This is a genomic window from Symbiopectobacterium purcellii, from assembly GCF_019797845.1.
GTDB classification, from domain to species: Bacteria; Pseudomonadota; Gammaproteobacteria; order Enterobacterales; family Enterobacteriaceae; genus Symbiopectobacterium; species Symbiopectobacterium purcellii.
The window spans coordinates 3,174,001-3,187,079 of record NZ_CP081864.1 but is presented as its reverse complement, the minus strand read 5'-3'; the positions used below and the strand labels follow the sequence as shown (position 1 = coordinate 3,187,079).

Below are 13,079 nucleotides of genomic sequence, written 5' to 3'. Positions count from 1 at the left end.
GACGTTTCAGGATTCCGGTGGATGAAGCGGGAATTCGGCGGTCATCTGCAAACCACCGAGTAAGGAAGCGCTAGCATACAATCGTCCCCCGTGGGCCTCAACGATATTCTTGCAGATAGCCAATCCCAGCCCTGAACCGCCGCTGGCGCGATTGCGTGACCGTTCTGCGCGATAGAAGCGATCGAAAATCCGAGCCAGTTGCTCGGCGTCGACGCCCGGTGCGCTGTCTTCCCATATCAGGGTGCACACGCCATTTTCAGTATGGGCCCGGATCTGTAACTGCCCACCGTTGTCGGTGTAGCGCAGGCTGTTTTCCAACAGATTGTTAAACAGCTGGCTGAGTCGGTCCGGATCGCCAAAGGCGCTGGCGCGCTCTGGCAACTGCGTGATGACCTTGATGTGTTTTTTCTGAAAACGCTCGTTGAAGGACGCGACGCTGATATGCAGCAGTTGGATTAAATCCACCGAAACCCGGCGATAGGCGAGCGCGCCGACATCGGAGAGTGACAACTGGTGCAGGTCATCCACCAGTTTGGTCAGCGTGGAGACTTCATTTTGCAACGAAAGCAGGGAGCCTGAATCCGCTTTGCGCACGCCATCCTGTATGGCTTCCAGTTCGCCGCGCAGTACCGCCAACGGCGTGCGCAGCTCATGGGAAATATCGGCCATAAAGGCGCGGCGTGACTGCTCGTTTTTTTCCAATGCGGTGGCGAGCTGGTTAAAATCTTGCGCCAGCCGGCCCAACTCATCGCGGGTATTGACGGGCACGCGTGCGGTGAACTCCCCGGCAGCCAGACGGTGGATCCCTTTCATTAGTCGTTTTACCGGTGCCAGCAGGCCGCGCGCCATCAGCCAGGTCACGATGATGGCGAGCAGCGTTGACAGCCCGACAATAAACCAACTGGTGCGCTGTTGCTGCCGATCGAAATTGATATCCGCATCGCGCGTCAGGCGTTCACTGGGCGATGCCACTACCCAACCAACGACCCTGCCCTGATGGCGAATGGCTTGCCAGGTGCTATCGGCGGCAATCGGGGCGGGCGAACCAAACAGTCGGTTACGCTGGGCATCCAGCACCCAGAGCCGGACTCGCCAGCCGCGCATGCTGTTGCCGTCATCTTCATTCTGATCCATGGTGTGCAGCAGTTTGAACACCAAGCGTTCATTGTTGCGCAGGAACGTCCAGTCGCCGTACTGCGCGTACTGCTCCTGTAATGCATCACGCAGTTGCTCGACGCGCTGCGCATTGCCTTGCTTGATGTAATCAACAAAGCCGCGTTCGAAGCTCATTCGCACGCCCCAATGCATGGTGATCAACACCAGCATGCAGGTGGCAAAAATGGCGAGAAACAGTTTAGCGGTAATGCCGAATCTCATCGTATCCTCACCTTTTTCCCGGCAACACGTTCTGCTTGATGTGGTCCGGCGGCACGCGCAGGAACAGCAGGGCGGGCAGCGCCAATATGACGGCCATGCTCAGATAGGTATAGCGGAATACCTCGGCCGTTGCCGGGCTGGCGATGTCCAGCGTCCCCTGTTGGGCGAAAATACCGAGCAAAATACCTGCCAGACTTACGCCGAGACTCATGGAAAGCTGCATGGTCATCGACAGCAGGCTGTTGCCTCCGCTGGCGATGTTGTCCGGCAGATCTTTCAGTGTCAGGGTATTCATGGTTGAAAAACGAACCGAATTGGCAACGCCCACCAGAATCAACACCAGCGGCAGCAGCCACAGCCAGTTCAGCAGTGCGACGGTGGCAAACAGCAGGGTGCTGAGCGAGAGTGCCAGCGTAGAAACAATCAGGGCCAAGCGGTAGCCCAAGCGGTTAACGATGCTGACGACGATGCGCTTGGTGCCCATGCTGCCGAGAATCATTGGGATCATCATCAATCCGGCATGGAACGGCGAGAATCCCATGCCCAGTTGTAAAAACAGCGGTGTGGTAAAAGGCAGCATGCCGCTGCCGATACGGGCCAGAAAACCGGCGCTGAGCCCAATGGAAAAGGTGGGCGTATTGAACAGATTCAGGTTGAACAGGGCATTTTCATTTTGACGCGCATGCAGCCAGTAGCTCAGCAGCGCAATAATCCCGACGGCAATCAACCCGACGATGGCAATCGGCGGTAGCGCCAGACTTTTGTGCCCGTCCAGGGCCAAGGTCAATGTTGCCATGCCGATGGCGAGCCAGAGAAAACCGCTAAGATCGAAGCGCGAGGTTTCGGTGGTGTAGTTCGGCATAATCAGCCAGGTAGCGATAGCGCCAATAATCCCTACTGGCAGGTTAATCAGGAAAATCCAGTGCCAACTGGCGTATTGCACCAGCAGCCCGCCCAGCGTTGGGCCGAGCAACGGCCCGATTTGGCCGGGGATAGTGACAAAAGTCATGGCCGCCATAAACTGGTCACGCGGCACAATCTTCATGACCGTCAGACGACCGACCGGCACCATCATGGCACCACCTACGCCCTGGATCACGCGCGACATCAGGAGCGCATTCAAAGTTTCTGAGCGCGCGCACAGCAGCGAGCCCAGCGTGAAAATGATGATGGCTGCAAAAAAGACCCGTTTCACCCCCAGTTTGTCCGCCAGCCAACCGCTGGCTGGCAGCATCACCGCTACGGTAAGCACATAAGCCACCACGACGGAGTGCATGCGCAACGGGTTTTCATTCAGGCTGAGCGCCATTGTCGGCAGTGCGGTGTTGACAATGGTGGTATCGAGCATTTGCATAAAGAAGCCAAAGGCGACAATCCAAAGCTGCCAGCGCACGGAGGCCGGTTGAGTCGTTGACGGGGTGGACGAAAAACGCATGAAATAACGGGCCTCACGAAATCAGGGTTGTTCTTGTTTACTCGCTCCGCGTCAAGACGACGTGACGCTGGTCTGCTTGCGCCGCTGAGCCAGCCAGCCGCGCAGACGATCGAAATAGAGGTACACCACCGGTGTGGTGTAGAGCGTGAGCAGTTGGCTCATCACCAATCCTCCGACGATAGTGATGCCGAGCGGTTGGCGCAGTTCAGCGCCGTCGCCGCTGGTCAATACCAGCGGTAGCGCGCCAAAAATTGCGGCCAGTGTCGTCATCAGAATAGGGCGGAAGCGCAACAAGCAGGCCTGAAAAATCGCCTCCTGTGCGCTTAACCGCCCACCGCGCTGTGCTTCCAGCGCGAAATCCACCATCATGATGGCATTTTTCTTCACAATACCGATCAGCAACAAGATGCCGATCAGGGCAATCAGGCTAAAAGGAGCGCCAAACCCTTTCAGCGCCAGCAGCGCGCCCACCCCGGCAGACGGCAGCGTCGACAGAATGGTCAGCGGATGCACATAGCTTTCGTACAGGATCCCCAACACGATGTAGACGGTAACAATCGCAGCAATGATTAGCAGCACCTGCGCACTTTGTGACTGTTGGAACGCTTGTGCCGTCCCGGCAAATTGCCCGCGCACCGAAGCGGGCACCCCCAATGCAGTCATACTGCGTTCAATGGCTGCCGTAGCATCTGAAAGTGACACCCCTTCCGGCAAATTAAACGAAACGGTGGAAGCGGCCGACAGCCCCTGGTGATTGACGGACAGCGGGGCGTTAATCGGGCGCCAACTGGCGAATGCGGAAAGGGGTATCGGCTCTCCGGCACTGTTGAGCACAAACATCTGATCCAGCGCACTCACATCCTGAGTATATTTTGATTCTACCTCCATCACCACTTTGTACTGATTAAGCGGTTGATAGATGGTGGAAATTTGACGTTGCCCGAACGCATTGTTTAACAGAGCGTTGACGCTGGAAACGCCGATACCGAGGCGAGCGAGGGTATCCCGGTCGTAGGTCAGCGCCATTTCCGAGCCTTTATCCTGCTGATCGGAGTTGACGTCAGCCAGTTCGGGTAGCTGGCTGAGCGCGAGGCGAATCTTCGGTTCCCAGGTGCGCAGTTCGTTCAGATCGTCGGACAGCAGGGTAAACTGGTAGCCCGCATTAGATTCTCGTCCGCCGATACGAATATCCTGCACGGGCATCAGAAACAGGTTGGCCCCCGGCTCCTGCGCCAGCTTGCCGCGCAGGCGGGCAATCACCTGTTGAGCGCTCATCTTGCGTTCTGCCAATGGTTTGAGCGTAATAAACATTGAACCTGCGTTGGTGCGTGAGCCGCCGGTAAAGCCCGTCACGTTATCCACCGCCGGATCGTCGCTGACGATCACCATGAAATCATGCAGCTTGTTGCGCATGGCCTGAAATGAAATGCTCTGATCGGCCTGAATAAAGCCCATCACGCGGCCGGTATCCTGTTCTGGGAAAAAAGTTTTGGGAGTCGAGATATAGAGCCAGACGTTAAGCCCAATGGTGCCAATCAGAATGAGCAGCACCCAGCGTGCATGTTGCAACACCCAGCGTAGCGAACGGCCATACTGCTGTTGCAACGCAACTAGCAGGCGACCAAAACCGCGCTTGCGCGGCTGGCTGTGCGTTTCATGGCTGCGCAGCAGGCGCGCGCACATCATCGGCGTCAGGGTGACGGAAATGATCAGCGAAATGGCTATCGCCGCAGACAGCGTGACGGTAAATTCGCGAAAGTAGCGTCCCGGCAATCCCCCCATCAGCAGCAGCGGCAGGAACACTGCCACCAGCGACAGGCTCATCGCCAGCACGGTAAAGCCAACCTCGCGCACCCCTTTCAGCGCAGCCTGCATCGGTTTCATGCCTGCTTCAATATGGCGCGAAATGTTCTCCAGCACCACGATGGCATCGTCCACCACAAATCCGGTGGCAATCGTCAGTGCCATCAGCGAGAGGTTATTCAGGCTGAAACCGCACAGATACATAGCCGCAAAGGTGCCAATCAGTGACACCGGCACGGCGATGGCTGGGATCAGCGTGGCGCGGCCGGAGCGCAGGAACAAGAACACGACCAATATCACCAGCGCCACGGCAATCACCAGTGACTGTTCCACCTCGGCCAGTGAGGCCCGAATGGTGGGCGAGCGATCTTGCGCGATATTCAGTTGAATGGCGGCGGGCAGGCTGGCACGCAGTTCTGGCAGCGCGGCGCGAACGTTATCCACGGTGGCGATGATATTGGCATCCGGGGCGCGTTGCACCACCACCAGTACGGCGGTTTTGCCGTTTGCCATCCCGGCGTTACGCGTGTCTTGCACGCCGTCTTTGACCTGCGCCACGTCGCTCAATCGTACCGGCGCACCCTTGTTATAATGAACCACGATCGGTGCGTAATCCGCCGCCGTTTTCAGCGCATCGTTGGTTTGCACCTGCCAGCGCGCTTGTCCGTTATCGATATTGCCCAGGGGTTGCTTTACGTTGGCTTTGGCAATCGCCTGGCGCACCGCATCTAATGCGATCCCTTGATTAAACAGCGCCTGAGGGTTCAACTCAACGCGCACGGCGGGCTGTGAGGCACCGCTGACCGTCACATCGCCCACGCCGTCCATTTGGGAGATGCGCTGCGACAGTTGATTGGTGGCAAAATCGTATAGCTGACCTGAATTGTAGGTATCGGACGTTAATGTCAGCACCAGAATCGGCGCGTCGGCCGGGTTGACCTTGCGATAGGTCGGACGGCTTGACATGCCGGAGGGCAGCAGGTTCTGTGCCGCGTTGATCGCCGACTGTACGTCGCGCGCCGCGCCGTTGATATCACGCGAGAAATCGAACACCAGTATGATACGGGTTCGGCCCAGCGAACTGGTCGAGGTCATCTCGGTCACCCCGGCGATGCGCCCGAGCGAACGTTCCAACGGCATGGCGACGGAGGTCGCCATGGTTTCCGGCGAGGCTCCGGAGAGCGAGGCGGAAACCACAATCGCCGGGAAATCCACCTGCGGCAGCGGGGCGACCGGCAGCAGGCGAAAGCCGAGCACGCCGCACAGCGCAATCGCCAGCGTCAGTAACGCGGTGGCGACCGGTCGGTGGATAAACAGCGCGAAAAACTTCACTGTATGTCTTCCTCGGGCTGCTCGGCGCGACGCAAACGGTGTGCCAGTCGGTCAAACAGCAGGTAAATCACCGGCGTGGTGAACAGCGTCAGAATCTGGCTCATGATCAATCCCCCCACCATACAGATACCGAGCGGTTGGCGCAGTTCAGCACCGACGCCGTTGCTGAGCATCAGCGGCACGGCGCTCAGCAGCGCCGCCAGGGTGGTCATCAGGATCGGACGAAAACGCAGCAGACAGGCCTGATAAATGGCATCGTAAGGGGTCATGCCTTGCTCGCGTTCAGCGGCCAGCGCGAAATCGATCATCATGATGGCGTTCTTCTTCACGATGCCGATCAGCAAAATGATGCCGATAATCGCAATCACATCCAGTTCGTTGCCCGCCGCCATCAGTGCCAGTAGTGCACCGACACCGGCGGTCGGCAGCGTGGAAAGAATGGTGATCGGGTGAATAAAACTTTCGTACAGCACGCCGAGCACGATGTACATCGCCACAATCGCCGCAACGATAAGCCACACGGTGCTGCTCAGCGCCGCTTGAAACGCCAGCGCACTGCCTTGAAAGTGGGTGACGATATCCGTCGGCATCTGCAACTGTTGCTCCGCTGCCGTAATCGCCTGCACGGCTTCCCCAAGGGAATAACCGGGGGTAACGTTGAACGAAATGGTGGTGGCCGGGAACTGATCGATACGGTTCAAGGCCAGCGGACCACGTCGCTCTTCCAGCGTGGCAACGGCATTCAGCGGCACGCTGTTGCCATCACTGTTTTTAATGTGCACTTCATTCAGCGCACCGACCCCGGTTGTGTGCGCCGTCTGCTGTGCCAGCACCACACGGTATTGATTCGACTGGGTGTAGACCGTTGAGACCAGACGCTGCCCAAAGGCGTTATACAGCGCATTGTCGATGGCTGACATGGTCAGCCCAAGGCGGCTGGCCGCATCGCGGTTGACATTGACATAAGCCACCGCCGCATCATCCTGCCAGTCGCTGCTCACATCCTGTAGCTGCGGCAGTTGCTGCAGTTCGCGCATCAGCGGCGGTACCCAGTGGCTCAAATCCTCCAGCGACATCGCCTGCAACGTGAACTGATACTGGGTGCGGCTGACCTGGGTATCGATGGTAAGATCCTGTACCGGTTGCAGATAGAGCGTGATACCGGTGAGCTGCGCGGTTTTCTCCTGCAAGCGGGGATGATATCGGTCAGGCGATCGCGCCGTTCACTGAGCGGTTTCAGGTTGATCTGCAAACGCGCACTGTTCAGCGCCGCGTTGGTGCCATCCACGCCGACAAACGAAGAGACGTTTAGCACCGCCGGATCTTGCATGATCAGCGATACCGCCTGCTGCTGGCGCTGTGCTATATCGGCATAGGAGACGCTTTGCGGTGCCTGTAACGTGCCCTGAATCATGCTGTTATCCTGAACCGGGAAAAAACCCTTGGGGATCCACAGGTAGAGCAGAACGGTAAGCACCAGCGTACCGATTGCCACGCTGAGCGTAATCCACGGGTGGTTCAGTACCCGACGTAAGCCTTTGCCATACAGGGCAACCAGCCGTGAGAAAAAGCGTTCGCTGGCGCGCGTAACGGCATTTTGTCGATTCAGGCTCTGGTGGGTGAGCAACCGGGCGCACATCATTGGGGTCAGCGTGAGCGAAACGATGCCGGAGATCAGAATCGCGATCGCCAGCGTAATGGCAAACTCGCGGAACAGACGGCCAATAATATCGCCCATAAACAGCAACGGGATCAGCACCGCAATCAGCGAGAACGTCAGTGAGATTATAGTAAAACCAATTTCTCCCGCGCCTTTTAATGCCGCATGTAGCGGTTTCTCTCCTTTTTCGATGTAGCGCGAAATATTCTCGATCACCACGATGGCATCATCCACCACAAAACCGGTGGCAATGGTGAGGGCCATCAGCGTCAGGTTGTTGATCGAAAAACCAAGGAAATACATCGCGGCGAAGGTGCCGACCAGCGACAGAGGTACCACGATACTTGGGATCAGCGTGGCGATGGCATTGCGCAAAAACAGGTAGATAACCATAATCACCAGCGCAATCGCCAGCATCAGTTCAAACTGCACATCCTTCACGGATGCGCGGATACTGGCGGTGCGATCGGTCAGCGTGGTGACGGCCACCGATTTCGGCAGACTGGCGGTTAACGTCGGCAGCAGGTTACGCAGGCTGTCCGTGGTGGTGATCACGTTGGCACCCGGCTGGCGCTGGATATTGATGATGATCGCTTGTTCACGGTTGGCCCAGGCACCCAATGCGGTGTTTTCCGGCGCTTGCTCTACGGTGGCGACATCGCGCAGCCGTACTGGTGCACCATTGCGCCAGGCAACGATCAACTGGCGATAATCCTCGGCGGATTTCATCTGGTCGTTGGCTGACAGCGTCACCGCGCGCGTTGGGCCGTCCAGGCTGCCTTTGGCGGAGTTGACGTTGGCGCTGGTGATGGCGCTGCGCAGGGTTTCGCTATCCAGCCCGTAAGAAGCCAGCGCGTTGGCGTTGAAATTGACCCGCACCGACGGCCGCTGTCCGCCGGCTAGCGAGACACGCCCGACGCCCGAGACCTGTGCCATTTTCTGCGCGATACGCGTTTCCACCATATCCTGCACTTGCGTCATCGGCATGGCGCTGGATGTTACCGCCAGCGTCATGACCGGTGGATCGGCCGGATTGACCTTGCTGTAAATCGGCGGGTAGGGCAGATCGCTGGGCAACAAATTGTTGGCGGCGTTGATAGCGGCCTGCACGTCCTGCTCTGCGACATCTAACGGCAGGGTCAGCTGGAATTGCAGGGTGATCACCGATGCGCCGCCCGAACTTTGCGTCGACATCTGTTTCAGCCCGGACATTTGCCCAAACTGACGCTCAAGGGGGGCGGTGATCGCCGATGCAATCACATCGGGACTGGCTCCGGGGTAGAGCGTCACCACCTGAATAGTTGGGTAATCCACTTCAGGCAGCGCAGAGACCGGTAATGCCCGATAGCCAATAATCCCCGCCAGCAGGATCGCCAGCATCAACAATGTTGTGGCGATAGGGCGCAGGATAAACAGGCGGGATGGGCCACCGCCTGCCGGAATCTCCCCTTGCATCAGGGTTTCTCCCAGCGTGTGGCGTGTTTGGACGGCGGTGTGGTGGTGGTGTTAGCGGCGCTAATCACTTCCACCTGTGCCCCTTCGGTTAAACGGTCGATACCGTCGGTAACCACGCGATCGCCCTCATTCAGCCCCGCCGTCACCACCATTTCTTGACCGTATTGAATGCCGACGGTCACGCTGTGTTTACTGACCTGACTTTTCTCATTCAGTACCCAGACAAAACGTCCTTCGCTGCCCATCTGAATGGCGGACAGGGGCACCAGCAGCGCGTTTTGCAAGGTAGTGACTTGCATGCGCACATTGACAAACTGGTTGGGAAACAGGGCGTCATCGCGATTTTCAAAGCGGGCTTTTAGCTTGATGGTGCCGGTGGTGGCATCAATCTGGTTATCCATGCTGAGCAGGCTGCCTTGCGACAGCTGGTGCTGGTTGGCGCGATCCCAGGCCTCAACCGGTACCGGTTGGCCCGATTTCTGTGCGCTCAGCACCGTGGCGATATCACCTTCCGGTAACGTGAAGATGACATCGATCGGGTGTGTTTGGGTCAATACCACAATACCGGTGCTGTCGCCGCTGGTGATGTAGTTGCCCACATCCACCTGTTTAAGTCCCACACGGCCATTGATCGGCGAGGTGATACGGCTATAGGTAAGTTGCAATTCGGCGCTGGCGACCGAGCCTTCATCGGCCTTGACCGTGCCTTCAGCCTGGTGCACCTGTGCTGCCTGCGCATCCAGTTCCTGACGGGAAATCAGATTGGTTTTAATCAGTTGTTGGTAACGCGCCAGATCCTGACGCGCATTGGCCAGCGCGGCCTGATCTTTCGCCAATTGCCCTTGCGCCTGGGTCAGCGCCACCTGATAGGGTCGTGGGTCAATTTCTGCCAGCAGATCGCCCGCCTTGACCTGTTGTCCTTCCTGAAAATGCAGTGCCATCAGTTCGCCGTTAACCCGGCTGCGCACCGTCACGGTCTTGGCAGCGGTAATGGTGCCCAACCCCGAAAGGTAATACGGCACCGCGGCGACGCGCGTGGTCGCTGCCTGCACGGGCGGCAATGTGCGCATGGCGGAACGCCGCCCACCGCCCGCACTGCGCGCGGGAGAACTGTTATTACTGGCTTCCTGACGGGCTGAAGGGGTCGCCGTCGGCGCCTCGGCGGGGCGTAAGTAACGCCAGATGACAACGGCGGCGATAACCGCCAACGCAAGCAACAGCAGACGAAAAAGACGAGTGGTATTCATCATGGTTTACGAATCGAGTGGCAGCCAGTATTAACACAATGAGCGTAGTCTACTGTGTTTTACTCAAATAATAATGAAGGAAATGTGGAAGAAATGTCAGGGTTTGTAGCGGATAGCGGGCGACCGGATGGCCGCCCGACGATCGTCATGGCAAATTACAGCACCAGCCCGGCGATTGAGGCAGAGAGAATGCTGACCAAAGTAGAGCCGTAGACCAACTTCAGGCCGAAGCGAGACACCACGTTACCCTGATTCTCGTTCAACCCTTTGATAGCACCAGCAATGATGCCGATAGAAGAGAAATTGGCGAACGACACCAGGAACACAGAAAGGATCCCGACGCTGCGCGGTGACAACTGGCTTGCCACTTTTTGCAGTTCCAGCATCGCCACGAATTCGTTAGACACCAGCTTGGTCGCCATGATGCTGCCGACTTGCAACGCTTCACTGGCAGGAATTCCCATGATCCAGGCGAAGGGGAAGAACACATAGCCCAACATTTCCTGGAAGCTGATACCAAAAATGGCGCTGAAAATGGCGTTTACCATGGCAATCAGCGCGATAAAGCCGATCAACATGGCGGCGACGATACAGGCCACTTTGAAACCGGCAAGAATATATTCCCCCAGCATTTCAAAGAAGCTTTGGTTTTCGTGCAGATCGCGCAGTTGCAGCTCGGGTTCGGCATCCACTTTATACGGGTTGATCAATGACAACACGATAAAGGTGCTGAACATATTCAGAATCAGCGCCGCCACCACGTATTTGGAATCCAGCATGGTCATGTAGGCACCGACAATAGACATCGACACCGTCGACATCGCGGTGGCTGCCATGGTGTACATGCGTTTTTCCGACATCTTGCCCAGAATATCTTTATAGGCGATGAAGTTTTCCGATTGCCCCAGAATCAGCGAGCTGACCGCGTTAAACGACTCCAGTTTCCCCATGCCGTTGACCTTGGACAGCACCGTACCGATGGCACGAATCACGATAGGCAGCACCTTGATGTGTTGCAGGATCCCGATCAATGCCGAGATGAACACAATAGGGCACAACACTTTGAAGAAGAAGGAAATCAGGTTCTTTTCGTGGTTGACCATATCGCCAAACACGAAATCGGTTCCTTGTCCGGCAAACCCCAGTAATTTATCAAAAACGGCGGCAAACCCTTTCACGAAGCCCAGGCCCACGTTGGAATACAAAAAGAACCAGGCGAGCAGAATTTCAATCACTAACAGCTGAATAATAAAACGGATACGAATGCTTTTACGGTCGCGGCAGACAAGCAGCGCTAAACCGGCAACGACAAGCAATGCCAACGCAAATTGCGCAATATGGGTCATGAGAGCTCCGAATAGTAGGCGGGGTAACGTTTCCCACGCCATTCTAGGTAACGAAAAAGCTAAAAATGCGATAAAACACGCAAAAGTATAATTATATCGCGGGAATAGCGCTAAGTTGAATAGCTTATCGCAGGGTGTTGGGGGGGATGGTAAGCAAACGTAACCAATAAGAGCATGGGCAACCCGGTTTGGGGATGCCCGTATCGCCGGCTGACGGGCGTTAACGTATCTGGGTGAGGGACTGTACCGAATGGCGACGCACCAGCGTCGGCGTAAAGGTGTTGGTGACTGCCGTCAGCGCTTGACCTTGTGCCAGCGCAATCGCCAACTCGGCGGCTTGCGTCGACATGGCTATCACCTGATAGCGGATGGTGGTCAAACGTGGGCGCAAGTAGCGCGCGATAAGCACGTCGTCAAAACCTATCAGGGATACGGTTTGTGGCACCTCAATGCCGTTGTCGCTTAATACTGCCAATGCGCCCGCCGCCATCGAATCGTTGTAACACACCACGGCGCTGAAAGGCACGCCGCGACTCAGCAGTTCGCGCATCGCCGCCTCGCCGCCAGTTTCATCCGGTGCGGCGCGGGCGATCAGCCGGCTATCCAGCGCAATGCCTTGGTCGTGCAGGGCGGCGCTGTAGCCCTGGAAGCGATCGTCGGCGTCAGAAATCGGGTGATCGGAACAGAGAAAGGCAATGGAGCGATGCCCTTCCTGAATCATATGCCGGGTTGCCAGCCAGCCGCCGTGGCGATCGTCCAGCGCCACGCAGCGTGACTCAAAACCGGGTAAAATACGGTTGATCAGCACCATGCCGGGGACGTGGCGCATAAACGCGCTCAGTTCTGCATCGGGCAACATTTTCGCGTGTACCACCAGCGCCGAGCAGCAGTGGCGCAGCAACTGTTCGATAGCCTGACGCTCCATTTCCGCGTCATGGTAGCCGTTGCTGATCAGTAAAAAATTGCCCGTCGTTCTGGCGGTGCTATCAACCGCTTTGACCATCGCCCCAAAAAAGGGATCGGACACATCTGCCACCACCAGCCCCAGGGTTTCCGCATGTTGATGCGCCAGTGCGCGTGCATTGGCGTTGGGATGGTAGCGCAATTCGGCCATGGCGTTATGCACCGCGTTCCGCGATGCCTGGCTGGCTTTCGGCGCGTCATTGATGACCCGTGAAACCGTTGCCACGGAGACGCCGGCCAGGCGTGCAACATCCTTTATGGTTGCCATCGGTGGTTTCCCTGTGTGTGTTGATGGTGATTGGTTTATGTGATCGGTATCAATATCAATCGCGTGCGTCGCTATTCTCATTTATCACGCTTACTGCCTACAATAAGGGTAATCGTTTACACAGCCTTTGCAACTGGCTTTTTTGCGGTCTTTATCGCGACCTGTGAAAACGTATTACACCCCCATGCGCCCG

The 13,079-nt window shown here is 57.1% G+C and carries 6 protein-coding genes and 1 pseudogene; all 7 read right to left on the bottom strand.

Features of this window, described 5'->3' with window-relative positions; genetic code table 11:
- Nucleotides 1–6 precede the first annotated feature (6 nt).
- The gene (gene baeS / locus K6K13_RS14950; protein WP_222157706.1) at nucleotides 7–1,377 is read right to left on the bottom strand and encodes an envelope stress sensor histidine kinase BaeS; all 1,371 of its coding nucleotides are present in this window, start codon (nucleotides 1,375–1,377) and stop codon (nucleotides 7–9) included.
- A gap of 7 nt (nucleotides 1,378–1,384) precedes the next feature.
- Nucleotides 1,385–2,812 carry a multidrug transporter subunit MdtD gene (gene mdtD, locus K6K13_RS14945; protein WP_222157705.1) on the bottom strand — a complete coding sequence of 476 codons (1,428 nt, stop codon included), beginning with the start codon at nucleotides 2,810–2,812 and terminating at the stop codon, nucleotides 1,385–1,387.
- Nucleotides 2,813–2,863: 51 nt separating this feature from the next.
- Nucleotides 2,864–5,947 (bottom strand): multidrug efflux RND transporter permease subunit MdtC, encoded by a 3,084-nt coding sequence (mdtC, locus tag K6K13_RS14940; protein WP_222157704.1) that lies wholly within the window; start codon nucleotides 5,945–5,947, stop codon nucleotides 2,864–2,866.
- Nucleotides 5,944–9,062, bottom strand: a pseudogene (locus K6K13_RS14935) (MdtB/MuxB family multidrug efflux RND transporter permease subunit). The gene mdtC and the pseudogene K6K13_RS14935 overlap by 4 nt, the downstream one beginning before the upstream one ends.
- Entirely contained in the window at nucleotides 9,062–10,309 is a 1,248-nt protein-coding gene (locus K6K13_RS14930; protein WP_222161118.1) for an MdtA/MuxA family multidrug efflux RND transporter periplasmic adaptor subunit, read from the bottom strand. Before K6K13_RS14930 ends, K6K13_RS14935 begins: the two are co-directional and overlap by 1 nt.
- Nucleotides 10,310–10,464: 155 nt before the next feature.
- On the bottom strand, nucleotides 10,465–11,655 hold the full coding sequence (locus tag K6K13_RS14925) for a NupC/NupG family nucleoside CNT transporter (protein WP_222157703.1): 1,191 nt from the start codon (nucleotides 11,653–11,655) through the stop codon (nucleotides 10,465–10,467).
- Nucleotides 11,656–11,875: 220 nt separating this feature from the next.
- The gene (gene galR / locus K6K13_RS14920) at nucleotides 11,876–12,886 is read right to left on the bottom strand and encodes an HTH-type transcriptional regulator GalR (RefSeq protein WP_222157702.1); all 1,011 of its coding nucleotides are present in this window, start codon (nucleotides 12,884–12,886) and stop codon (nucleotides 11,876–11,878) included.
- Between the last annotated feature and the right edge of the window lie 193 nt (nucleotides 12,887–13,079).